The sequence below is a fragment of the Nocardioides taihuensis genome, from assembly GCF_042657275.1.
GTDB lineage: Bacteria > Actinomycetota > Actinomycetes > Propionibacteriales > Nocardioidaceae > Nocardioides > Nocardioides taihuensis.
The window spans coordinates 83,701-108,092 of record NZ_JBHSKD010000002.1 but is presented as its reverse complement, the minus strand read 5'-3'; the positions used below and the strand labels follow the sequence as shown (position 1 = coordinate 108,092).

At 68.2% G+C, this 24,392-nt stretch carries 14 protein-coding genes and 1 pseudogene; 7 read left to right on the top strand and 8 right to left on the bottom strand.

Annotated elements, in window-relative coordinates:
- The first annotated feature begins 179 nt into the window (after positions 1–179).
- The gene (locus tag ACFPGP_RS00605; protein ID WP_378585466.1) at positions 180–632 is read left to right on the top strand and encodes a universal stress protein; all 453 of its coding nucleotides are present in this window, start codon (positions 180–182) and stop codon (positions 630–632) included.
- 79 nt (positions 633–711) lie between these two features.
- Here the strand turns inward: ACFPGP_RS00605 and ACFPGP_RS00600 are convergent, their stop codons facing one another.
- The 3 genes and pseudogenes from ACFPGP_RS00600 to ACFPGP_RS00590 form a co-directional block, all read right to left on the bottom strand.
- Positions 712–2,118, bottom strand: coding sequence for an MFS transporter (locus tag ACFPGP_RS00600; RefSeq protein WP_378585463.1), 1,407 nt, complete (start codon positions 2,116–2,118; stop codon positions 712–714).
- A gap of 845 nt (positions 2,119–2,963) precedes the next feature.
- The gene (locus ACFPGP_RS00595; RefSeq protein WP_378585461.1) at positions 2,964–4,157 is read right to left on the bottom strand and encodes an LVIVD repeat-containing protein; all 1,194 of its coding nucleotides are present in this window, start codon (positions 4,155–4,157) and stop codon (positions 2,964–2,966) included.
- Between the two features lie 1,451 nt (positions 4,158–5,608).
- A pseudogene (locus ACFPGP_RS00590) lies at positions 5,609–6,124 on the bottom strand (IS30 family transposase); the annotation flags it as partial.
- A gap of 233 nt (positions 6,125–6,357) precedes the next feature.
- On the opposite strand from ACFPGP_RS00590, the gene ACFPGP_RS00580 reads away from it, so the two are divergent.
- From ACFPGP_RS00580 to ACFPGP_RS00570, 3 genes are all read left to right on the top strand, one after another.
- The gene (locus ACFPGP_RS00580) at positions 6,358–6,801 is read left to right on the top strand and encodes a DUF6153 family protein (RefSeq protein ID WP_378585458.1); all 444 of its coding nucleotides are present in this window, start codon (positions 6,358–6,360) and stop codon (positions 6,799–6,801) included.
- A gap of 87 nt (positions 6,802–6,888) precedes the next feature.
- A complete protein-coding gene (locus ACFPGP_RS00575) occupies positions 6,889–7,518 on the top strand; it encodes a DUF305 domain-containing protein (RefSeq protein ID WP_378585456.1) in 630 nt (209 codons plus the stop codon).
- Positions 7,519–7,598: 80 nt separating this feature from the next.
- On the top strand, positions 7,599–8,435 hold the full coding sequence (locus ACFPGP_RS00570; protein ID WP_378585453.1) for a F510_1955 family glycosylhydrolase: 837 nt from the start codon (positions 7,599–7,601) through the stop codon (positions 8,433–8,435).
- Positions 8,436–8,474: 39 nt separating this feature from the next.
- Here ACFPGP_RS00570 and ACFPGP_RS00565 read toward each other — a convergent pair whose 3' ends face one another.
- On the bottom strand, positions 8,475–8,711 hold the full coding sequence (locus ACFPGP_RS00565; protein WP_378585451.1) for a hypothetical protein: 237 nt from the start codon (positions 8,709–8,711) through the stop codon (positions 8,475–8,477).
- Between the two features lie 284 nt (positions 8,712–8,995).
- On the opposite strand from ACFPGP_RS00565, the gene ACFPGP_RS00560 reads away from it, so the two are divergent.
- The 3 genes from ACFPGP_RS00560 (at position 8,996) to ACFPGP_RS00550 (ending at position 11,493) form a co-directional block, all read left to right on the top strand.
- Positions 8,996–9,244, top strand: a complete 249-nt coding sequence (locus ACFPGP_RS00560) for a DUF2933 domain-containing protein (RefSeq protein ID WP_378585449.1) — start codon at positions 8,996–8,998, stop codon at positions 9,242–9,244.
- Positions 9,245–9,427: 183 nt separating this feature from the next.
- Positions 9,428–10,876, top strand: a complete 1,449-nt coding sequence (locus tag ACFPGP_RS00555; RefSeq protein WP_378585447.1) for a DHA2 family efflux MFS transporter permease subunit — start codon at positions 9,428–9,430, stop codon at positions 10,874–10,876.
- The gene (locus ACFPGP_RS00550) at positions 10,873–11,493 is read left to right on the top strand and encodes a hypothetical protein (protein ID WP_378585445.1); all 621 of its coding nucleotides are present in this window, start codon (positions 10,873–10,875) and stop codon (positions 11,491–11,493) included. Before ACFPGP_RS00555 ends, ACFPGP_RS00550 begins: the two co-directional genes overlap by 4 nt.
- A gap of 788 nt (positions 11,494–12,281) precedes the next feature.
- Here the strand turns inward: ACFPGP_RS00550 and ACFPGP_RS00545 are convergent.
- The 4 genes from ACFPGP_RS00545 to ACFPGP_RS00530 form a co-directional block, all read right to left on the bottom strand.
- Entirely contained in the window at positions 12,282–15,551 is a 3,270-nt protein-coding gene (locus ACFPGP_RS00545) for a beta-phosphoglucomutase family hydrolase (RefSeq protein ID WP_378585443.1), read from the bottom strand.
- Between the two features lie 425 nt (positions 15,552–15,976).
- Positions 15,977–18,751 (bottom strand): heavy metal translocating P-type ATPase, encoded by a 2,775-nt coding sequence (locus tag ACFPGP_RS00540; RefSeq protein WP_378585441.1) that lies wholly within the window; start codon positions 18,749–18,751, stop codon positions 15,977–15,979.
- An 827-nt stretch (positions 18,752–19,578) separates the two neighbouring features.
- Positions 19,579–21,915: a heavy metal translocating P-type ATPase gene (locus tag ACFPGP_RS00535; RefSeq protein WP_378585438.1), complete on the bottom strand. Its 2,337-nt coding sequence runs from the start codon at positions 21,913–21,915 to the stop codon at positions 19,579–19,581.
- A gap of 110 nt (positions 21,916–22,025) precedes the next feature.
- On the bottom strand, positions 22,026–24,371 hold the full coding sequence (locus ACFPGP_RS00530) for a heavy metal translocating P-type ATPase (RefSeq protein ID WP_378585435.1): 2,346 nt from the start codon (positions 24,369–24,371) through the stop codon (positions 22,026–22,028).
- Positions 24,372–24,392 lie beyond the last annotated feature (21 nt).

Genomic DNA, 24,392 nt, shown 5'->3' with positions numbered 1-24,392 from the left:
TGGAAAGAGTCCGGAGGCCGGGGAGTCTCGGTGGATGCAGCATCGGTGGGGGTCTTGTCCGACGGCTGTCCGTCCGCTGTCCGGGGCGAGGCGTCCGCGGACAGTGACTGGGCAGCGGCGTCCCGCACCGTGAGCCCCCCCGGGGGCGTGTGCCCCCACCGACGAAAGGACCCACTGTCATGTCCCTGCGCATCCTGATCGCCTACGACGGCTCACCGGGCTCGCGTGCCGCCGTCTCCGAGGCCGGGCGTCTCTTCCCCGGAGCGGAGGCCGTCGTCGTCTACGCACGCCAGCCCCTGGAGGGCATGGCCGCCCACCTCGAGCACCACCCGGACGTCGAGGACCTGCGCCGGCTCGACGAGTCGACCCTGGACTCCTCGCAGCAGGTCGCCGTGGAGGGCGCGAAGCTGGCGGTCGACCACGGCCTCGTGGCCTCGGCCGAGGTCACCTCGACGATGCGTCCGCCGTGGAGCGCCATCGTCGAGGCAGCCTCGGCCGCGGAGGCGTCGGTGGTCGTGCTCGGGTCCCGGGGACGAGGCGCGATCGGCTCGGCCCTGCTCGGCAGCACCTCGGCCGCGGTCACCCACCACGTCGGGCGGCCGGTGCTCATCGTTCCCGCGCCGGCGGAGTGAATCCGGCTGCCGCACGCTCGTGGTGACACCACCGTGGCCCGGACCCCCGAGGGTCCGGGCCACTGTCCGTTCCTCCCGCTCAGTGCATGTGCAGCACGTGCGCGGGATCCCGGGGAGTCGCCTCGTCGACGCCGTGGTGGGATGCGCCAACCTGCGGGTGTCCGCCGACGCGCGCAGCGTGGTCGTGATGCTCCTCGCGTGAACCGCCGTGGCGCAGGGTGACCAGCGCCACCACGAGGCCGGTGAGCGTCATCAGACCGCCGATCCAGTTCACCGACGCCAGGCCCAGCCCGCCGTCGATCGCGGCCCCGCCGAGGTAGATGCCCACTGCGCTGCCCAGCGTGAAGGCCGAGATGTTCGCCGCACTCGCCACGTCGGGCGCGTGCCCGGCTGCCGTCATCACCCGCAGCTGGAGCGGGGCCACCACCGCGAAGGCGGCGACACCGAACACGAACATCATCGGGACAGCGGTCACCGGCGACTGGATGGCAACAGTCAGTGCCATGAGGGTGGTCGCGAGCACCGCCAGCGTGACGACGACCGAGAGCCGCAGGTCCTTGTCGGCGAACCGGCCGCCCAGGGCGTTGCCCACGAACAGGCCCGCCCCGAACAGCAGCAGCAGGGGCGTGATCCAGCGGGCGTCCAGGCCGGCCACGTCGGTGATCTGCGGCGCCACGTACACGTAGCTGGTGAAGACCCCGCCGTAGCCGAGCAGAGTGGTCAGCAGGGCCCCCCACACCGCGGGACGGCGCAGGGCGAAGGCCTGCTCGCGCATCGTCGGTCCCTGACCACCACCGCCGAGGTGGGCCAGGGCGTGGGCGTCGAGGCCCTCGAACTCCTGGCCGGAGGGGGCCTCGTGGTGAGCGGCGTGCGTTCCGTGGTGCCCGTCGTGCGGCTCGGGGTGCTCCGGCGTGGTCGTCCTGGCCACCCCCGCTCCGGAGGGCAACGTCGCCAGGAGCCCGAGCAGGGCGACCCCTCCGAGGACGACCAGCGTCCAGAAGGTGAAGCGCCAACCGAACGCCTGCCCGACAGCGGCCCCGATCGGGGCGCCGAGCACGGTGCTCGCGGTGAGCCCGGAGAAGACCACGGCGACGGCCCGTCCCTTGCGGACCGGGTCCACGAGCTCCGCGGCGAAGACCGCGGCGATGCCCAGGAACGCACCGTGGGCCATCGCGGAGACGACCCGTCCCGCCATCACCCAGCCGTAGGTGGGTGCCAGCGCCGACAGGATGTTCCCGAGGAGGAAGACCGCGGTGGTGGTGAACAGCATGCTGCGCCGCCCGAACCGGACGCCGAGCACGGTGAAGAGGGGGGCGCCGATGGCGACGCCGAGTGCGTAGACGCTCTCGAGGTGCCCGACGGCACCGAGGGAGACGTCGAGGGCCGACGCGATCTCGCGGACGACGCCGGCGACGATGAACTCGTCGGCGCCCATGGCGAAGGCGCCGACGACCATGGCCCAGATGGCCAGGGGAAGTCGCTTCATGGGAGTTGCTCCTGATCGTGAGGTGGGACGTGAAGGGGTGGTACGACGGCCGCGGCTGCGGCCGGTTCAGCGGTGACTGACCTTCACGCGACACGACCAAGCGGCGTGCGCAACCAGCAGCCCGGCGCGGGGCCAGCGAGTACGGATGCGGGACATGGGGACCTCCTGTAGGCGGCCTCAACGTTGTACCCCCCTGGGGTATTCCCGGTGGCAGTGGCCGCCGGTCGCGGGACGGCGGGCAAGAGACGGCCGAGCCGGCCCGGCGCGCCGCATCGTGGAGTCGTGCGGGCCGCCGCGCGGGGAAGGATGGCGCGGGGAAGGATGGAGAGCAGCGACGGGCGGACACCCCGTGACGCATCCGAGCTAGCCGGGCGCCACATGCGGGCAATGCGTGATCGAGAACGGGCAAACCCGCACACGATGGCGAGCCGGATCGCGACGAGGATGGCGTAGGCGCGACCGTCCGAATCCAAGGGGCACGGGCTTGATCGTCCCGACTGGCGCGGCGAGCCCTACTCCGCCCCTCTACTATCTCCCCGGCCCCACTCTGCGGACGCGAGTTCCTCGCAGAGGATCTTGCAGAGCGCGGCCGCCTCGGCGAGGAGATCATCGGCTGAACACCCCCGGTCGACGGGAATCAAGCACCCCGACATCCCCGGCCTCGGGGACCGCGCGGGCGAGTGTCCTTCACGCCCCATGGACCGAGGGGGGTTCTTCGAAGCGATGGTCCGCTATCGACGTGGTCCGCTCGGTCGACCTGGACGTCGCCTCCGGTGAAGTGCTGCTGGCGTGAGGCTGGTGCAGGAGGAGGTGCACGCCGACCCTCGCGGCGCGACCGGATGACGTCAGAAGTTGCCCAGGGCGCGCGGGCGCAGGATCCAGAGGCCGCTGTTCATGTCGCTGGCCAGCACCAGGTTGCGCTGCCGGTCCAGGAAGACCCCCCACACGATCGCGACCGTTGGGAAGGTGCCCGTCTCGTCCTCGGCTGCCGGCGGCACGAACTGACCTCGCATCACCGGGTCAGACGGATGCCGGTAGTCCCACCACACGATGCCGTCGCTGTACCACGACGAGAACGCCTGGCTGCCCTTGGCGACCTCGGTGTTGTGCACCGAGTAGAAGCCGTCCTGGCGAAGCGTGCGGCTGTTGGGTGTCGAGAACGTCCCCTCGAGGGCGGGGGCGGCCGGGTCGCTGACGTCGAAGAGGTGCACCTCGCCCCACGCGCCGAAGTCCTCGTCCGGGCAGTCGACCGGCGAGAAGTCCTCGGGGTTCACCAGCAGCGTGTCACCGGCACGCACCACCGAGTGGACGTCGCCGTCCTCGTCCGGAGGGGCGATGTCCGCCGTGCTGACGAAAGAGGGTGCGCTTGGCTCGGTGATGTCCAGCAGGACGGCCCCGAAGTCCCAGTATGAGCCGTAAACGCTCAACCCCTGGTCCACGAAGCGCACGCTGTGGTCGAAGGAGGCGGGGAAGCAACCGAGGTTCTGATCCGTCGCACCTGGGTCCACACCCAGGTCGGCACCGATCGCCCAGTCCCCTGCCGTGCCCGGCTCGTTTGGGTCTGTGGCATCGACCAGCACGACCTCGCCGGTCCCGTTGATCTGTTCGGCGAACAGGTTCGAGCACCCCGCCAGGACCATGCCGTCCGGACGCTGCACCAGGTCGACCTCGTGGCAGCCGACGCTGAACTCCGGGGCCGTCCACCGGCCGAGCTCGGCGGGGTGCCTCGGGTCGGTCACGTCGAAGAACTGGAGTCCGCGGAACACTGGGTCCTCGACGTCCCCGCAGACCTGGATGCCGGTCACCGCGAGGTCACCAGTGAACTCAGGGGTGCTGACGCGACGGACCACGACGTCCTCGGCGCTCGTCCCCTCGTCGTTCTGCAGGCGCGACACGAGCCGGGGGTGGCTCAGGTTGTGGTAGTCCACGACCTTCACGCCCGTCGCGGGGCACGTCGCCGACCACACCCCCACGTACGCGTACTTGTCGTGTGCCCACACGTCGGCGTTCAGCGCGCCGGTGTCGAGGTGCCCCTTCACCTTGAACCCATCGCTGTGCATCCGGGTCGGTCCGTGGGCACCCGGCCTGAGCGGCGCCTTCAGCCCGTGCCCGGCCTCGGCGTGCAGGGCGGCTGCCCGGGCAGGACCACCCCGCGGAACGTTCCCGGCGCCCGCGGACGGCGCCAAAGCCAGAGCCGCGAGGACGACGACAGTGCTGACGACGATGATTGGACGACGGCACATGATGACCCCCGGATCCCCGTTGCTGACCGTCTTCCCGTGTTACACCTCCACCGCCCCACGGTCAAGGGCTGCGCCTGCTCCGAACCCCGCAGCGTCGCCCGTTCGCATGAGCCGTTCCCGGCCAGCCCGTCCGCAGCGCTTCCTGGTGATCGGACCCCATTTGCGGGGCAGTCCGGCGCGCCAGAATCCGGCCCGCGGCAGCCTCACCACCCTCACAGGGCGCCTCACAGCGCACCAAAGGGTGCCTCACAAATGACCGATCGCACGGCGGCGTCTGCTCACATCCTGCTGACACTCGGAGTCAGGACGGCACCAGAGGCGGCCTCCGGATCTCACCGAAAAACCGCCTCTAACCTGCGCGTTTGCACATACTCGTCCAGTACCGAGTCGGACGGATCAAATCTGGACAGTGTTGGACACGTGCTGAATGCGCCCTCTGACGGACGACGAGGAAGGGCCACTATCGGGAATGACGGACCAGTTGTAGACGGCACCATTGGCCGCGGCCGCTTCAGGTTCGTGCATTGCACGAACCTGCACCGTAAGTGGACAGCGATCAAATTTCCGACCCGTCGTCGATCGTGCTCTCTCCGGCCATGCGCCTCCGTCTGGGCGAGGAGCACGAGCCCCGACGTTCCCTCTGGATGCTGCACCCGCTCATGCCCGTGCGTTAGCGGACGGTGGACTGACAGACCGCAATGGAGTCGGGGAACCATCGGTCGTCCAAATGGCGAAGGCGTGCCGTGGCCTTGACCGTGTCATCGGAGCGGTACAGCACGACGGTCACCCGGCTTTCGTTTGCCGGTGACATGGCGGCATGGTTCGCCCCCGAATGGCGAAGCAAGCTGACTGCTGCTTGCCTCAACGAGTCCCATCCTGAGTGATCGGGGATTATGCGAGTGACTCGTCCGTCTCGGCAGTCTGGGCGCGTGCCGGACAGCATCTGGTCGAGCCGTTGCACGCGGGCGGTTGTCTCCTGCGGCGATGCGTCGACGGAAGACGGAGAACCGGCAGCCGTCGGCTGCGGACGGTCTTGTGCAGCGTCGGGAGTCGCGCTGGCTGCGCACCCCGCAACCAGGAGGGCGGCCAGTGGCAGCATTGCCGTGATGTTTCTGCGCATACGCGTCGTCTCCCGTGGGGGCCGTTGTCAGTATGACGCAGCCAGGAGAAGAACGGTTCCTGAAACGTCCTCATCTGCCGCATAGCGTTCGCTGCGGCCATCCGATCATGCCTGCGGGCTCAGGCGGTCAAGGCAACACCTCGGCCAGTGCTTGTGATGGTGTCTTGAAGCCGAGGGTCTGTCGAGGTCTGCCGTTGAGCTGGTCGGCGATGGCGTCGAGGTCGGCTTGGTTCAGGGTGCGGAAGTCCAGGGTGCGGGGCAGGTACTAGCGCAGCAGCCCGCGTAGCAGCCCGTTGGTGTTCTCGTTGCTGCCCCGCTGCCAGGGCGACTTGGGATCGCAGAAGTAGCCCTCGATGCCGGTCTGAGCGGTGAACCGGGCGTGGGCTGCCATCTCGTGGCCCTGGTCCCAGGTCAGGGTCCGGGTCAGGGCCGCGGACAGGGTGGTGATCTCCGCGGCCATCCCCTCGGCGACAAGGTCGGCCCCTGTGACCCTCGGGCAGAGCCACCAGCATTACGAACCGGGTCGACCCCTCCACCAGCGTGGCTACCGGACTCATTCGCTTGCCGAAGACCAGGTCGCCCTCCCAATGACCCGGCACCGCCCGACTGCGGCCTCGGCGGGACGTTCGGAGATGTGCAGCGCTACCCGTGCCGGCGCTCAGGGCCGACCCGATGTCGAGTCGCCGGCACCGCACCTCGAGCTCCACGACATCGGGCGCTGCTCCTCCCGGTGGTGGACAACCTCGTCCGAGTCATGGGGCTCACCTTGAGCCGAGCCAGGCCCGGCACGACATCGTGGAATGGCGCGCAGGCGAGCCGCTGAGACCGCCGCGGCCGTGGGAGCACGTCATCACCTGGCCGCCTAGACTCACGTTGATGTCCGGTACGCAGCCTTGGATCAACGCGGCCACGACGCTCCGGAGTGTGTGCGGCGCGGCCGCGCTCCTCGGGCTGTTCGCGATGCACGGCCTCGCCGGTCACGGAACTGCGCACCAGGGGCATGCCGACTCGTCGATGCCCCTGGGCTCCGCCGCCGGCCCCGCCTACGCGTCGATGACCACGCACCACCAAGCACACGAGGCGCCGGCCGCCAGCACTCCGGGCGACCGCACCCCCGATCCGGGCTCCGGTCTGCTCGGGCTGGCCGGCATGTGCCTGGCGGTCCTGTTGATCAGCGTCGTCCTGGCCGTCGAGCTCGGGCGTGGGATCCCGATCAAGGCCCGTCGCGGCCCGAAGTCGCGAGCGTTCGGGCAACCGAGACGCGCTCGCCGATACCGAGATCCGCCCTGCCTGTTCGCCTTGTCGATTCAGCGTTGCTGAGGGACTCAGCGCCCCGGTGTCACCGCTTGTGACGTCCGGGCGCATCCCGCTGCCCTCGACGACAACGAGATCCGACAAGGAACCCCCATGAAGCACTCGAAGAGACTGGTGGCTGCAGCTGCGGCCGCAACCCTGCTCGTCAGCCTCACCGCCTGCGGCGACGACGGTTCGGCCGGTGACGCCCGAGCCGAGGAGACCGCCGCGAACGGCGACGTCTTTAACGACGCCGACGTGGCCTTCACGACCGAGATGATTCCCCATCACGCCCAAGCGCTGGCGATGGTCGACCTGACTCGCGGCCGCGACCTCTCCCCGGAGGTCCAGAACCTGACCGAGGACATCCAGGCGGCGCAGGTGCCCGAGATCGAGCAGATGGTCGACTGGCTGAACGACTGGGACAAGCCCGTCCCCGAGACGATGCAGGACCATGCCAACGCCGAGGACGACGGCATGAGTGGTCACGAGATGGGCGACGACAGCACCGACATGCCGGGGATGATGACCAACGAAGAGCTGGACGAGCTCGAGGCCGCCCAGGGCCAGGAGTTCGAGACCATGTGGCTGGAGATGATGATCGAGCACCACCAGGGCGCCATCGAGATGGCAAAGGACGAGCAGGCCGACGGCGTGTTCGAGGCCGCCAGGAAGCTCGCCGAGTCGATCGAGACCTCACAGCAGGCCGAGATCGACCACATGAACGAGCTCCTCGGCTCGTGACGCGCCGCGGTGGCCAGCCGTCCCGTGGGGGCACGGCTGGCCACCGCACACCACCACCGCAACAGGGAGTCTGATCGCTCGTGGCACGTCGACTGCGCTTCGCCGCACTCGTCCTCCTCGCTGTGCTGGCGGCGTGCGGCAGGTCTGCCGATGACGCACCCTCAGCAGATGAGGGCAGCGACCACCTGATCGGCCACGTCCACGGCCTCGGCATCAACCCCGCGGACGACATGCTCTACGTGGCAGGCCACAACGGCGTGTTCCGCGTCGAGGACGGCACCCCGATCCGGGTGGCGGACCGCTGGCAGGACACGATGGCCTTCACGATCGTCGGACCGGACACGTTCCTGGCCAGCGGACATCCCGATCTGCGGGAGGACCTGCCGCCGCACCTGGGCCTGATCGAGTCCACGGACGCGGCTGAGTCCTGGAAGCCCCTGTCCCTTCAGGGCGAGGCGGACTTCCACGCCCTCGAGATCGTGGGCGAGCGGATTTACGGGTATGACGCCACGAGCGGGCAGCTGATGACCACGAAGGATCGCGAGACCTGGGAGACCGTCACGACGGGCGAGTACGTCGACCTGGCCACACGTCCCTCGCAGCCCGACAGGGTGCTGGCCACGACCCCGACCGGAGCCGTCTACGAGATCCGTCTCGACGGCACGCAGCGACGACTGGCCGACGCACCCAGAGTCGTCCTCATCGACTCGACCTCGCAAGGTCGGATCGTGGGAGTCACCGCCGGCGGCGAGGTCTACAGCACCAGCTGGCTCGTGGACCAGTGGCGGGCCGTCGGTGAGGTGCCGGGACCTCCCGCGGCCCTGGCAGCGACTGACGGCGTCTGGCACGTGGCCACGGACGAGGCCGTCCTGTCGTCCACCGACGACGGAGCGACCTGGACGGACGTCCTAGGCTGACCGGCGTGACGCGCTGGGGGTTCGGGCACCAGACGAACCTCAGCCGACCGGCTGGAGCTCGTCCCGCCTCGTGGACGCGGGGCCGGTCGCCTGCGCGGGCAGACGGAGTCGCTTCAGCAGCAGCGCGTTGACCGCGACCAGGAAGCTGGAACCTGACATCGACAGGGCGGCTACCTCGGGGCGGAGCACCAGACCGAACGCCGGGTAGAAGATGCCGGCCGCGACAGGAAGCGCGATCGCGTTGTAGCCGACCGCCCAGCCGAGGTTCTGACGCATCTTCCGCAGCGTGCCCCGGGCCGATCGTTGGCGCCAACGGCCGCCCAGCGGGTCGGACCGCAGGAGGTCGACACGTCCGGCGGTTCGATCGCCACGTCGGTGCCCGCGGGGGGACCGGCACGTCTCAAGCCGGCATGCACGACCAGCGTCGCACCGCTGGTTCCGACGCATACTTCAGGGAACCTTCACGGTTCCCGATGCGCAACGTCCATGTCCAAGACGAACTCTTGTCCTAATAGCAATCCAGACCGACGAAGTCCCTGCGAGTCGAGGAGATGCGCGCGATGAACGGCAACCACCTGAAGTCCATGCTGGTTGGAGGCACAGGCGTGTTCGGCGCGCTGCTGCTATTCGGTGTGCCGCTGTCGAGCGCCTTGCTGTACGCCGTCTTGCTGGCCTGCCCACTGATGATGATCACCATGGGGGGGCACGGCGGCCACGGCGGCGAGCACGACCACTCTTCACAGGGCCGCTCTTCACAGGGCCGTGATGAGAGCACTTCCTCGACAGCCACGGACGCAGATGTGAGATGACTATGTGCCGCGGTCGGTTCCACCCTCGTTGTCTCGGCCTCCTGCCCTCTTGTGATGGTGAAGGCCTCTCCCGCGCGTGGACCAACTGAGCCGCTCGGTCAAAGCAGGACAACTGAAATGGTCACCTTGGAACAGGCCCCGCGTGTGCCCCGGGAGCGATCCCCCGGATCCGCCAGTGTCGACATGACGACCCACACCATCCAGCGTTGGCTCACGCTGACGGCGTTGACAGTCGTGACGTTCCTGTTGCTGCTCGACGACACGGCCGTCGCCGTTGCCCAACCCGCTATCCAACTTCGACTCGGCCTGAACCTCCAGGGTCTTCAGTGGGTGATCAACGTCTACACGCTGACGATCGCCGCCTTCATTCTCCTCGCCGGGCAGCTTGCCGATCGCTTCGGTCGGCGACGGGTCTACCTTGCGGGTCTTGCGATCTTCACACTCGCTTCGTTGGGCGCTGGGCTCGCGTCGTCGGAGGCCCAGCTGATCGCGATGCGTGCGGTCCAAGGACTCGGCGCGGCACTCGTGACTCCGACTGCACTCGCAATCATCGCGGACGCGTTCCCGCGCAGCCAGCGCGCCACCGCACTCGGCATCTGGGCCGGGGTCTCAGCCAGCGCACTCGGTCTGGGTCCGCTGGTTGGCGCACTCATCAACGACTCCCTCGGCTGGCGCTGGATCTTTCTCATCAACGTACCGGTCGGAATGGCTGTGTGGATCTTGGCGCGAGCCGTCCTCCGCGCAGGACGTCCGCCGCGGCCCTCACTGCGCTTGGACGCCGCAGGTGCCGTCATCTCGGGGACAGGTCTACTTGCCTTGATCCTGGGGCTCACCCAGGCCAACGCCGCCGGCTGGCTCTCGGTCCGCATCGTTTCACTTTTCCTAGGCGCTGCGCTCTGTCTCGCGCTCTTCATACGACACGAACGGATGACAGCGGATCCTCTTCTTCGACTCTCACTGTTCAAGGATCGCGCCTTTGCCGGGGCGAACATCCAGATCCTGCTGGCCACCTCAGTGATGTGCAGCCTCTTCTTCTTCCTGGCGTTGTACCTGCAAACCGTGCTCGGGTACTCCGCACTCGAGGCGGGTGCCGGCCTGTTGCCGCTCACCGTCACCATCGTCCTCGTCGGGCCGTTCGCCGGCCGGCTTGCGGACCGGATCGGGCCACGTGTCCCCGTCTCTACGGGCATGCTGCTGCTCGCCGGAGCTCTCTTGGGTCTGTCGGGCCTGAGCGTGGACTCGAGCATCAGCAGCCTGGTGCCCTGGCTGGCGCTAGCCGGCTTCGCGATCGGACTGGTGACAGCGCCGACCACAGCGACCGCCATGGGATCAACAGACACCGATGGCTACGGTTCCGCTGCGGCCGTGTTCAGTACCTTCCAGACCACCGGGCTCACCCTCGGGATCGCGATCATGGGAGCGATCCTCGCGTCCTTCGGACCGGGCGCAGCCTTCGCTCGCACGATCGGCGACAGCCATCACGAAGCATTTGTGCGCGGCTTCTCGACGGCTCTCACCGTCAACGCTGTTATCGCGCTCCTCGCCGTAGTCGTCGCTCTCGCCATGTTGCGCCCAACGCGTGGGTCATCCGGACCGCCCAACGGGGCCGTCAGCGAGGAGACCGGCCCATGACCATCAACCACTTTCGCCCAATCAAAGGACCCTGCCATCCCACTGCGCACGGCGGCAACGATGTCGCTGTGACGACCCACGGCCAGGCTTGCGAGCCCGGCGATGCCTCCTGCCGTCCCTGTATCCCCCAGCTCTCAAGCCCCCGTGACCGGACCGCCGGAATCCGCCAAGCCATCTCGAAGGAGCCGGAGCCGATCGTCACGCTGACCCACCTTCTTCACCTGTGCCGTGACGAACACAGAGCATTGCGAGAGAGCGCCGGGAACCCACGCATCACCGACAAGGTGGAAGCGTTGCGTCGGACCTTGGCGGACGCCCTGCCCGACCCATCGATCGCGGCGGCGCTCGATCCCCCCGTACGCCGCGCGCTCGTCATGGCCTTCGACGACCTCGACCTCCCACCGATCGTCATCGCTCGAACGCAGGCCGAGCCCATTGACGAACTCTACTGCCACACATTCGCCCAATCATTCAAGCTGCGCAGTCCCTACCAACCAGGAGTTGGTGACCCCGTGCCGCTCGACGGCCCGGACCTGCGTGGGGTGCTGGCGATGCGATCCACCTCGCCGCCCTGGCGGCTGGCCAATCGACTCGACGAGACCCGTCACATCCCCTAGGCCGGCGAATGGGCCGTGCAGTTCCGAATCATCTTCGACTACAGCCTGTTCGAAACGCTGGTCGGCGCGATCACGGCCGACACGGTCGTGGCCACGTGCCACCCAAATCGCACCCTCGCAGAGTTCGACCTGAGCCGTGGCAACCACGGCTGGACGTTTCCCATCGCCCCGCTCGACGCGTCTCGACAGCATGCCGAGATCGACCGACTCATCACTCTCGCAACGGACGCCGGCGCGCAGATCGTAGTGCTACCGGAACTCTGCGTCACCGAGGAACTGGCCGCGTCGCTTGAGACCTGGGCGCGGCGACCCGATGGTCCCCGACTCCTGGTCGCCGGGAGCTACCACCACAACGGGCGCCGGGCAGATGGCTCGCACGCTGGCCGACGGCGAAATACTGCCATCGGATGGGTTCGGGGCAGTGATCGCGCACTCGAGCACGACAAGTACTCTCCCGCGGATCGGCCCATGGCCGAGGGCATTGAGCCCGAGGGCTGGCCCGAGGTGCGCATCTACGTGACAGCCGACGGATGGCACCTCGCGATCGTGATCTGCCGCGATCTGTTGAACCCGCAAGCAGCCAACGCGCTCTCGGAGGCTGGGGTGAACCTGCTGTTGGTCCCGGCTATGAGCGAGACCCTGATGACGTTCGGCGGCCCGGTGGCCCATATGGTCGGAGCCCGCCAGGCATTGGTGGCCGTTGCCAACAACCCCGGAGCATGGGCAACCAGCGGCGACACGATCGTGCAACAGCCGGCCCGGGCGTTGTTCGGGCATCCCGGGTTCGGTCAACAGATTCGGCTGGTCAAACCGCCAGACCCAGAACCCGGTGTCGCCCTGATGCTGGGCAGGTGTCGGGAGGTTCCGGGCTGGAGCACCGTGGCGGTGCCGTTGGTCCCAACGCGCAAGGGATGCGGGGTCACGCAATCGTGGGCGTCGAAATGGACGCCGCCCTCACTAACATGGATCGTGACGTGGTGGCCTTGGTAGTGAACCCTGAATGACACCGCCTTGATCTCGGGGGGCAGGCAGGGCGACGCCGTGAGTCCCCGCTCCGAGATGCGGAAGCCAGCGAAGGTAGTGCGAACGATGTCGACGGTCCCCGCCATTGCTCCGAGGTGCACGCCTTCCTTGGTGGTGCCGCCCTGGGTGTCATCGAGGTCGGCCACCAGTGCTTCGCGGAACAGCGCCCAGGCCCGGTCAGGGTCGAACCTCGCCAGGACCGAGGTGTGGACCACGCGACTCAAGGTTGAGCCGTGGGCGGTGCGCGCCAGATAGTGGTCGACGGTGCGAGCCAGATCCTGCTCGGTCATGGAATAGCCGAGCGTCGACAGCACACCGAGGAGTTCGTCGACGTCCAGCAGGTACACGAGCATGAGGACGTCGGCCTGCTTCGCCAGCTTGTAGCGGTTGGTGGTGTCTCCCTCGGCCTCGAGGATGAGGTCGAGCCGGCCGATGTTGGCGTGGGCGGATCGGTAGTGCTCCCAGTCAAGCTCGGCGAGGTGCTGGTAGCCGTCAAACTGGCTGATGATGCCGTCGTGGACTGGCACCGTCAGCCTTCTGCGGAGATGCTTCCACCTGTCCGGTTCGTCGGGCTCCACGTGGAGAGTGGAAATGAGCTCGTCACAGGCCTGGCCGCGGAGAAGTTCGAGTACGTCGAGTGCCCGACTGCACACCCAGGCTGTCATGACGTTGGTGCAGGCGTTGTCCCTCAGCCCCGAGCCGGGGGTGTCGGGGTATCCGTCGTGATATTCGTCGGGTCCCATCACCCCTTCGATGTGGAAGCGGTCTCCGACCGGGTCGTACCGGGCCATGGACGCGAACGCCCGGGCCACGTCGATGATCAGCTCGCCGCCACGTTCGGCCAGCCAGGTCAGGTCCGCGGTGGCCGCGTAGTACGCCCAGGCGTTGAAGGCGACGGCGAGGCCAACGTGCCGCTGCCGCCAGGAGTTGTCCGGCATCCACCGCCCAGACCGCGGGTTGAACAACCGGTCCGGTGTCTCTTCGCGCCCACTGCTGCCGCTCTGCCAAGGGAACACGGCGCCGGCCAGCCCCAACCGCGACGCAGCATGCCTGGCTGCCGGGAGGCGGCGCCACCGGTACTCCAGGACGGCCCGGGACACCGCCGGCGCCTGGGTGGTGAGTAGTGGCAGGACGAAGAGCTCGTCCCAGAACACGTGTCCCCGGTAGCCCTGGCCGTGCAGCCCACGCGCCGGCACACCGGCGTCCAGCTGGGCCGTGTGTTGGGTGAAGGTCTGCGCCAAGTGGAACAGGTGGAGGTTGAGGATCATGGCGTCCTGCGCGTCGAGCCCGTCGACGGTGACAGCGAACCGTGTCCACAGCTGGGCCCAGTCGGCCTCGTGCTCGGTCAGGAGCTCGCCGAACCGCTCGGGGGCACGTGCGAGTTCCGCGAGGGCACCCTCCCGTGGGGAGGCAACCGCGGAGTCCTTCGAGGTCACGATGGCTGCGGTCTTCTCGACTCTCACGTCCTGGCCATCGGTCATGTCGAGCGTGAACTCCTGGGCGTGGAAGCCAGGGGTCGACTGCACGTAAGTAGGTCGATTCGTATGCCTGGCATTCACGAGAGTGCGGACGGCGGTGGCGATCCGGATCCGGCTCGAGGTCGTCTCGGCCTCGACCACGAGGAGATGGGGATCAAGCGGTGCGCCTTGGACGTCCATGAGGTGACGGTTGGCCAGGGCACGAAACTCCGCGACCCCTGCGTTGGTGACCGTGGCGTCGATGCCCGACCGGATCGTCACGGTCCCGTCCCATCCCTCGGCGACCAGCGTGGTCTCGAGGGCCGCAATGTGGCGCCTGGCCAGCGAGACCAACCGGCGTTGGATGAGGCGCAGTCGGCGTCCTCGGCGGTCGGTCAGGAGAACTCGGCGGACGAGCAGGCCCCGGCGAAGGTCGAGCCCGGTCGACTCGCGCTCGGTGCTGAGTCCGCCGGCTGACCACCACTCGCCGTCGTCGACGCGCAGGTCAAAGGGCAGCCAGTTGGGGACGTTGACGACCTGCTCGTCTTCCACTGCCGCGCCTTGGATGCTGCTGGTCAGTCGGTTGTAGACGCCGGCCAGGTACGTGCCCGGGTAGTGCGTACCGTCTGCCCTGGTCTCGGGGGCGGCCCCGCGTGTTCCCAGATAGCCGTTGGCCAGGGTGGTCAGGGCTTCTCGGTGTCCCTCGTGCGCGGGGTCGAACCCCTCGAAGGTCACGACCCAGGGATCAGTGCGGCGGCGCACGCCCAGATCGAGCTGGCTGACATCTTCGACGACAATGTCGGCGCCCGCGGCTTCGAGCGCCGCCCGATTGTCCTGCCGCGCGACGCCTACGACCAACCCGAACATGCCGCGGCGCGCGGCCTGTACCCCGGCGATCGCGTCCTCCACCACTGCAGCCTGTCCTGGGTCCACGCCGAGCAGACGCGCCGTCTCGATGAACATCGCGGGATCGGGCTTGCCGGCCAGGCCAAGCTCGTGTGCTCTCGTCCCGTCGACCACGACGTCGAAGAGGTCGGTGATACCTGCGGCCGCCAGGAGGGCCGGCGCGTTTCGGCTGGCCGTGACCAGGCCGGTTGGGACGTGGCCGTCTCGCAGTCGCTTCAGCAACGCTTGGGTTCCGGGGAACACCCGGACCTCGCGCTCGGCGAGAAGGTCAAGGAAGATCGCGTTCTTCCGCGCGCCCAGCCCCGGGACCGACCACACGTCGGCGCCGTCGGTCTGAATGCCCTCGGGCACCCTGAGTTGTCGGGAAGCGAGAAAGGTCCGCACCCCGTCCTCGCGCGACCGGCCGTCCACATATCGGCGGTAGTCCGCTCGCGGGTCGAACCCTGCCGTGTCGGCGTCGGACGCTAGGCGAGGATCTCGCAGTACCTCGTCGAACAGGCGCTTCCAGGCCTCGGCGTGGATGGCCGCGGTGTCGGTGACCACGCCATCCATGTCGAAGATGACCGCGGCGTACGGCGGGCGCAGAGCCGCTCGGGGTCCGCTGTTGCTACCCGTGACTCCCCCTCGCGTGGCGTCGGGTTCGATAGTGTGCTGGGTGGCTACTCCCGACACTTTGTGTCCGCAACTCACTCTGCCTCTTGGGAATGAAGTCCGTCCACGCTCCGTGTGAAGATGCAAGCGCCAGGGCTCCGTACGGGCGGTGCAGGCTGCCGGGACATGGCCCACTCCGGCCGGTTCGAGGGGCTTCAGCCCGCACCGTCAACCGTCCACGCTCCAGCAAACTCGGCAGGCTCGGTTCAATGACGGTGCGAAGTTGGCTTTCCTCAGTGGTTCCGTTGCGGGAGTCTCGCCGAGGAGTCGCCGGCCCGCCTATCGCGTCGTTGCGAAGCGCATGAGGTGGCCAGCAGAGGAACGACGTTCCTCGAGGCTCTCGGTTCCACCAGGCTGACGGCCCCTGGAGCAGGGAGCTTCAGCCGCCGTCACCGTCGGCCAAGACACCCGGCCGGGCGCCCCAAACAGGTGCTGGGCACTGCTGGTCAGGCACTGGTGCCGGCGTACTTGCCTGGGTCCTTCTCGAAGCTTGCGGCGCAGTGCTCGGAGCAGAAGAAGTACGTCGTTTCGTTGTGCTCAATGCTGCGAGCGGCACTAGCGGGGTCGATGGTCATTCCGCAGACGGGGTCGACAACGGTTGCAGTTGACATGGGTGATCCTCCTTGGGGTGTGCTTCTTGTTGTGGCCTTCTCTGTGCGCCCTACCTCGACGACCGGTTCTCCTGCGAGGGGATGGATGGCGTCAGGGACGGCGTTGGGGCGGAAGGTCTTGAGTCGGTTGGCGTTGGCGACCACCGACAGCGAGGACAGGGCCATCGCAGCCGCAGCGATCATGGGGCTCAGAGTCAGACCAAACGCCGGGTAGAGGGCGCCAGCTGCGATGGGGATCCCGAGGCCGTTGTAGACGAAGGCGAACACGAGGTTCTGCTTGATGTTGCGCATCGTGGCCCGGGACAGGTCGACCGCCGTCACCACGCCGGACAGCGCGCCCGAGATCAGGGTGATGTCGGAGGACTCGATGGCCACGTCGGTGCCGGTGCCGATGGCTGATCCGATGTCCGCCTGGGCCAGGGCCGGAGCGTCGTTGATGCCGTCGCCCACCATCCCGACGATGCGACCCTCAGACTGGAGCCGCTTGACCTCGGCGGCCTTGTGCTCGGGCAGGACCTCGGCGAGAACGCGGGCGATGCCGACCTGACGGGCGATCGCCGCGGCCGTGGCCCGATTGTCGCCCGTCATCATCACGACCTCGATACCGCGCGACTGCAGGGCCGCCACGGCGGCCGCGGAGCCATCCTTGACTGTGTCCGCGACGCCGATCACCCCGGCTGGGACGCCGGCAACTGCCGCGAGGATGGGCGTCTTGCCGTCGACGGCCAGTGCCTCGACGTGAGCAAGCAGAGGAGTCGGGGCGATGCCCGCGCCCGCCAGGAGTCGTGGGCTTCCGACCAGCACCTCGCGGCCCTCGACCAGCGCCCGGACGCCCTGCCCAGTGACCGAGTCGAACGCGGTGACCTCAGGCAGTGGCAGGTGTCGGCGCTTGGCCCCGGCCACGATCGCCGCAGCCAACGGGTGCTCGGACGACTGCTCGACCGCAGCCACCACGGCGAGCAGGTCGCCGTCGGTGAAGCTCGCGGCGGGGATCACGTCCGTCAGGATCGGGGTGCCGTTGGTGATGGTGCCCGTCTTGTCCAGGACGACTGTGTCGAGCTTGTGAGCGGTCTCGAGCGCCTCTGCCGAGCGGATGAGGATGCCGTTGGTGGCGCCCTTTCCTGTGCCCACGGTGATGGACATGGGCGTGGCGAGGCCGAGGGCGCAAGGGCAGGCGATGATGAGGACAGAGACGGCGGCGACGAGGGCGAAGACGAAAGCTGGGTCGGGGCCGGCGAGCGCCCAGACCACAAATGCCCAGAGTGCGATGGCAATGACGGCGGGGACGAAATAGCTGGACACCTTGTCCACGAGTCGCTGTATCGGCGCCTTGGACCCCTGGGCCTCCCGCACCAGCTTGATGATCTGGGCGAGCATGGTCTCCCCGCCGACCTTGGTGGCGGCGTAGCGGAAGGTTCCGGTCTGGTTGATGGTCGCGCCGATGACGGTGTCGCCGGGGGCCTTGCTGACCGGAATGGGCTCGCCGGTGACCATCGACTCGTCCACCGAGGATGCTCCTTCGGTGACCTGACCGTCGACAGGCAGCTTCTCGCCGGGGCGTACCACGACGATGTCGTCGACGAGGACGAGGTCGGTAGGGATCTCCTTCTCCAGACCGTCACGCACGACTCGGGCGGTGTGCGGCTGCAGGCCGATGAGAGTGCGGATCGCTTCGCCAGTGCCGGCCTTGGCTCTGGTTTCCAGCAACCGGCCGAACAGGATCAGGGTGAGGATCACGCCCACTGCTTCGTAGTAGACCTCGCGCACGTCCTCCGGGAGCAGGCTCGGGGCGATGGTCACGACCAGGCTGTAGCCGAAGGCCGCGACGGTTCCGAGCGTGATGAGCGAGTTCATGTCCGCGGTCCGGTGCGAGAGCGCCAGCCACCCCGTGCGGTGGATCGGCCAGCCTGTGTACAGCATGACGGGCGCGATCAGCGCCAACTGGACCCACCGGTTCATCAGGAGCTCGGGCATCCAGGTCACGCCGAAGAACTCGGTGAACATGACCGCGAAGAGCACCGGTGCGGTGAGGATTGCGCCGACGATCACTCGACGCGACAGATCCGAGATCTCAGAGGCACGCTCGGCGGCTTCGGGATCCTCGCTCTCCGGGTCGCCGGGAAACACAGCATCGAGCGGGCTTGTCACGTCCCGTGACTCGTGCCTGTCGCCACGCCGCGGAACGCTGTCGCGACCCAAGTTGTCGGGCGTGTGCAAGACCTGTTGCGGCTGGTCTCCCTCGGCGACGCGCAGCGTGCCGCTGATCATGTTCATCCCGCACGCGAAGCGGTAGGTCCCTTCTTCCTTGGGCGTGAACTCCACGGCGGTGGTCGCATACGCCGGCAACAACTCGTTGACCTTGAAGTCCGGCATGATCACTCGGGAGGAGCACTCGCCAGACTCCTGACGGTCGAACACCATCCTCACTGGGGTGCCCGGCCGCACCTCGAGCAGGTCAGGGTGGTAGCCGCCTTTGACCGTCACTCGAACCACCTGGTAGCCGTCCTCGACCTCGGCGTGGACCGACTTCCTCGGGCCGAAGAAGAACCACGCGAGAAAGCCGGTCATAACCAGTGCGAACAGGATGACACTTGCGTCACCGACGTTCATCGGACTCCACCTCCGGTCACACGGGCGGAGACTGAGCGGTATCAATCTCTCACCTTGATACCCCGATCGGGTACCACTCTAGGTAACCGCCTACAGGTATCGGACGTGCATTCTGAGTGTGAAGGTTCGATAAAGGACCCAGCCACCCGACGGCGACGGGCCCGGCTGCCGGGGATACTCCCCCAACCACCATCGGGCTACATCAAACCTTGACCTCACCCGCACCGGCAATCCACCTGCACCGCGGAGGCTAAGAGGTAAAGGAACCTGGCGCATCCGGCCCCCGGCTCCCTGATCGTGGAGGAGGAAGACGATGTTGGAGTTCCTGAGCGGCAACTGGTTGTGGATCCTGCTCATTGGAGGGATGTTGTTCATGTACCTCCGTCATGGCCGCGGACACGGCGGACACGTGGGTTGCGGGGGTCACCAGCACTCGGCGAGCGAGCAACAGCCCGCCGAGGTACGCTCCGTCGGCGATCGCCTGGAGGATGCCCGTAAGCACCCGAGGGCGGGCTGCCACTGAGCGCTCCGCTTCGGCGGCTCGTCCCCAGCCGCCGGAGCGCCTTCGTGTCAGTAACCGCGGCGACGTGCCAGGTGATTGGAGATCCATGGACATGGCGGAGGTGGCGATGGGTCCAATTCGCCTTGGCCCAGCCCGACTGGTTCGTCACCGGGCGCACCACTGAATCGCGATCTTCGGCAACGTCGAGGGACCCTTCGAGCGTAGCCCTTGGCTGATCGTGCACATGAAGCACGTCGTCGAGTGCAGATCTACCTCCAACAGCCGAGTGCAGATCTTTGTCCCGACACCGACGAGCGCATCCGTGCTAGTGCGTTGGCTGCAGGGTCTCAGCTTGGACCGGTTCGGGACGGGACGGCTGCGCGGGCAGGGACAGCCGCTTCAGCATCAAGGCGTTGACGGCCACCAGGAAGCTCGACCCAGACATTGACAGGGCGGCGATCTCGGGTCGCAGAACCAGGCCGAACGCAGGCTCGAAGACGCCGGCCGCGATCGGCAACGCAACTGCGTTGTAGCCCACCGCCCATCCGAGGTTCTGCCGCATCTTGCGCAATGTGCCCCGTCCGATCGTCAGTGCCACTGGCACGTCCAGGGGGTCGGACCGCATGAGGACGACGTCAGCGGCCTCAATGGCGACGTCGGTGCCGGCGCCGACGGCGATACCGACGTCTGCCTGCACCAGCGAGGGAGAATCATTGACGCCGTCGCCGACCATCGCGACGACGCGCCCTTCACCCTGCAGCCGCTGGATGTGGCGGGCTTTGTCCTCGGGGAGCACCTCGGCGATCACAGTGTCGATCCCGAGCTCCTCGGCGATCCGCTCGGCGGTCGCCTGGTTGTCGCCGGTGAGCATGACCACCTCGACGCCGGCATTGTGCAGGGCCTCGATGGCCGCGTGGGAGGTGTCGCGGACCGCGTCGGCCATCCCGATCACCCCGACGACATTCCCGTCGACGGCGACGAACACGGCCGTGCGTCCGCCGGAGGCGATTTCGTCGCGCCGCGCTCCGAGGTCCCCGACCGAGATGCCCTCAGATTCCATCAGACGCCGGTTGCCGATCGCGACCTGATGTCCGTCGACCCTGGCGAGCGCTCCGATGCCGGTGACGTTGCGGAAGCCAGTGGCGCGTAGCCGCGGCACGGCTGTCGCGTCAACGTGGCGCACGACGGCCTGGGCGAGCGGGTGTTCGGACTCACGCTCGACCGCCCCCGCGAGCGCCAGCAAACGGGCGCGGTCGATGTGGCCGACGACCACGTCGGTGACCTCCGGCTCACCCTTGGTAAGGGTGCCGGTCTTGTCCATCACGACGGTGCCGATCCGGGCTGAGGTCTCGATCGCGGTGGCGTTCTTGAACAGGATGCCCCGTTTCGCGCCGAGCCCGGACCCGACCATGATCGCGGTCGGCGTGGCCAGGCCGAGGGCATCTGGGCAGGTGATGACGACGACGGTGATGGCGAACAGCAGCGCAGTCTGCACGCTCGCGCCCGTCGCCAGCCAGACGAGGAACGTCCCAGCCCCGCCGATCAGGGCGACCAGGACGAGCCAGAACGCGGCCTTGTCAGCAAGTCGCTGTCCGGGCGCCTTCGAATTCTGCGCCTGCTGCACCAGCGCGACGATCTGGGCCAGGGCCGTGTCCGCGCCCACCTTGGTGGCGCGCACCCGGAGGGTGCCGGTGGTGTTGACGGTGGCGCCGATGACCGGGTCGCCCGGCCCCTTGGGCACTGGGAGACTCTCGCCGGTGACCATCGCCTCGTCGACGTCGGAGTCGCCTTCCTCGACCAGCCCGTCGGCGGCGATCTTGGCGCCGGGGCGGATCAGGAGCAGGTCGCCAACGACGACGTCCGCCGTGGAGATCTCGACCGGTTCGCCGTCGCGGATGACGAGGGCCTGGGGTGGCGCCAGATCGAGGAGGGTTCGGATGGCGTCGTTGGCGCCACCGCGGGCGCGCATCTCGAACCAGTGCCCCAGTAGCACGAACGCGGTCAGCACGGTGGCCGCCTCGTAGAACACCTCCCCACCACCGGTGAGGGTGACCCCGAGCGAGTACAACCAGCCTGCTCCGACGGCCACAGCGACGAGCACCATCATGTCGAGCGTTCGGGCGCGCAGGGCCCGCCAGGCTCCGTCGAAGAAGATCCAGGCGGAGTAGAACACCACTGGTAGTGACAGCAGCAGGCTGAACACGTCGTCGCGGAGGCCGAACGGAGCGGGGGTGTCGAAGCCGAGCACCTCGCGGCCGATCGGGGACCATAAGAGGATGGGGACCGAGAGCACCGCAGCGACGAGGAACCGGTTGCGCATGTCGCGGACCATGTCGGCCATCGACATCGACCCGTGTCCGCCGTGGCCCATCGCGTCGTGCGGGGAGCTCACCGGGGAAGCGGGCGTCATGGTGTGCCCCGCGTGCCCGCTCTGGGTGACGTGCGCGTCGTGGCCGGTCGCGGGCTCTGGCTCGGTCATCGGGTCGCACATGTGGTGCGGGACAGATTGGCCGGAGCAGTGGAAGCCGCAGTCACGCACCCAGTCCCGCAGCTCGGTCAGGCTTGTGTGGTGGGGGTCGTACGTGACGGTGGCGGTCTGCGCAACCGGGTTTGCGTCCACGGACAGGACCCCGGGCTGTCGGGACAGGACGGCCTCGGCCACGTTCTTGCTGGTGGCCCACTGGACTCCCGAGACCTCCAGGACCGCAGTAGCGCTGCCATTGCCGTCCCCGTGTCCGTGGTCGGGGTGGCCCTCGGAGTGTGATTGTGTGGTCATCGGTCTGCTCTCTTGACGAGTGCCGCGCTCGCCGCGTGGCCGAGCCCCTCGGCCGGGCGAGATGCGGAGGTCGTGGAGACGGCCTGGAATCGGCGTAGGCGCAGGCTGTTTGAGACCACGAACACCGAGGAGAACGCCATGGCGGCGCCGGCGATCAGGGGGTTCAGCAGGCCGAGGGCTGCGAGGGGAAGAGCTGCGACGTTGTAGGCGAACGCCCAGAACAGGTTGCCCTTGATGGTCCGCAGGGTGCGGCGGGAGAGACGGATGGCGTCGACGGCGGCGCGCAGGTCGCCGCGGACGAGGGTCAGGTCGGAGGCCTCGATGGCCACGTCAGTGCCGGTGCCCATGGCGATGCCCAGGTTGGCTGTGGCCAGTGCTGCGGCGTCGTTGACGCCGTCGCCGACCATCGCCACGGTGCGGCCCTGGCGTTGCAGTTGGTCGACGACGGCGACCTTGTCGGCGGGAAGAACCTCCGCGATGACCTCGTCGATGCCCACGTCGGCGGCGACCGCGCGGGCCGCGCGTTCGTTGTCGCCGGTGAGCAGCACCGGCCGCAGTCCCAGCTCCTTGAGCTCGGCCACGGCTTGGGCACTGGTGGGTTTGACGGTGTCGGAGACGACCAGCACGCCGCGGGCGGCGCCGTCCCAGCCGGCGGCGATCACGGTGCGGCCCTCCTGCTCGGCTGCCTCGACCACTTCTGCCAGGCCCGGGTCGAGGGGTTGGCTCCATTCCTGGGCGAGCCAGCCGCGTCGGCCCGCCACCACAGCGTGGCCGTCGACGACCCCGGCGACGCCGAGGCCCTGGGTCGAGGTGAAGGCCTCCACGCCGGGCAGGCGTGTCCCGAGTCGTTGACTGGCGCCGTTTGCGATGGCGTTGCCGATCGGATGCTCGGAGGCGTCCTCGACCGCCCCGACCAGTCGGAGCAGGTCGTCGGGGGCAATACCGGCGGCGGGGACGACGTCGGCCAGCTCCATCCGGCCCGTGGTCACGGTGCCGGTCTTGTCAAGGACGATGGTGTCGACCACCCGGGTCGACTCCAGCACCTCGGGCCCCTTGATGAGGATGCCGAGCTGGGCGCCGCGGCCGGTGCCCACGAGCAGAGCGGTCGGAGTGGCCAGGCCGAGGGCACAGGGGCAGGCGATGATCAGCACCGCGACGGCGGCGGTGAAGGCGGCGGTGACGCTGTGTCCGGTCAGCAGCCATCCGGCCAGGGTTGACAGGGACAGCCCGATCACGATGGGCACGAAGACCGCTGAGACTCGGTCGGCGAGGCGCTGGACCTGCGCCTTGCCGCTCTGGGCATCTTCGACGAGCCGGGCCATCTGGGCTAGCTGTGTGTCGGCTCCGACACGGGTCGCAGTGACGACCAGGCGGCCCCCGGCGTTGACGGTGGCACCGACGATCGCGTCACCCGGGCCGACCTCGACCGGGACGGGCTCCCCGGTGAGCATGGAGGCGTCTACGGCGGAGGTGCCATCCGCGACGACTCCGTCGGTGGCGACCTTCTCGCCCGGGCGTACGACGAACCGGTCACCGACCGCGAGCTGGTTCACTGGGATCCGCACCTCGCTCCCATCGCGCAGGACGGCGACGTCCTTGGCGCCCATGTCGAGCAGGGCGCGCAGCGCTGCACCGGACTGCCGCTTGGCGCGGGCCTCGAAGTAGCGCCCGGCGATGATGAAGGTAGTGACCGCGGCCGCGACCTCGAGGTAGATGTGGACGCTGGCTTCGCCGTCGGGAAAGAGGTCGAAGGGCATCTGCATCCCGGTCATCCCGGCATCGGTGAACAGCAGTGCCCACAGAGACCACAGCCAGGCGGCGGTGACCCCGACCGAGATCAGCGTGTCCATGGTGGCCCCGCCGTGCCGCGCGTTGGTGACGGCGGCGCGGTGGAACGGCCAGGCACCCCAGACCACCACGGGTGAGGCCAACGTCAGCGATATCCATTGCCAGTTGTCGAACTGGAGAGCCGAGACCATTGACATGGCGAGGACCGGCACCGTCAGAACGGTCGATACGACCAGCCGCTGCCACCAGCCCGCGGCCTCGACGTCGCGGGCGCCTCGTGCGTCGTCGCTCGCAGCTTCGTCATTGCTCCGCGGACTCGGGACGGTCGCGGTGTAACCGGTTGCCTCGACCACGTTGACCAGGTCGTCGGTGGTGAGGGTGGTCGGGTAGCTGACCTTGGCCTTCTCGGTGGCGTAGTTGACCGTGGCGGTGACGCCGTCGAGCCTGTTCAGTTTCTTCTCGATCCGGGCCGCGCAGGAGGCGCAGGTCATCCCGCCGATGGTCAGCTCGACGTCGCTCACGACACCGGCCTTGGTCGCGGTCTGCTCGGTCATGCCTGTGTGCCTCCTGCTGGG

Bases quoted from the DNA above. Each gene is read 5' to 3' on its own strand.
- ACFPGP_RS00540 (WP_378585441.1), bottom strand. From the start codon at position 18,751: ATGAACGTCGGTGACGCAAGTGTCATCCTGTTCGCACTGGTTATGACC.
- ACFPGP_RS00580 (WP_378585458.1), top strand. From the start codon at position 6,358: ATGTCCGGTACGCAGCCTTGGATCAACGCGGCCACGACGCTCCGGAGT.
- ACFPGP_RS00560 (WP_378585449.1), top strand. From the start codon at position 8,996: ATGAACGGCAACCACCTGAAGTCCATGCTGGTTGGAGGCACAGGCGTG.
- ACFPGP_RS00565 (WP_378585451.1), bottom strand. From the start codon at position 8,711: ATGCGTCAGAACCTCGGCTGGGCGGTCGGCTACAACGCGATCGCGCTT.
- ACFPGP_RS00605 (WP_378585466.1), top strand. From the start codon at position 180: ATGTCCCTGCGCATCCTGATCGCCTACGACGGCTCACCGGGCTCGCGT.
- ACFPGP_RS00530 (WP_378585435.1), bottom strand. From the start codon at position 24,371: ATGACCGAGCAGACCGCGACCAAGGCCGGTGTCGTGAGCGACGTCGAG.
- ACFPGP_RS00555 (WP_378585447.1), top strand. From the start codon at position 9,428: ATGACGACCCACACCATCCAGCGTTGGCTCACGCTGACGGCGTTGACA.
- ACFPGP_RS00575 (WP_378585456.1), top strand. From the start codon at position 6,889: ATGAAGCACTCGAAGAGACTGGTGGCTGCAGCTGCGGCCGCAACCCTG.
- ACFPGP_RS00600 (WP_378585463.1), bottom strand. From the start codon at position 2,118: ATGAAGCGACTTCCCCTGGCCATCTGGGCCATGGTCGTCGGCGCCTTC.
- ACFPGP_RS00550 (WP_378585445.1), top strand. From the start codon at position 10,873: ATGACCATCAACCACTTTCGCCCAATCAAAGGACCCTGCCATCCCACT.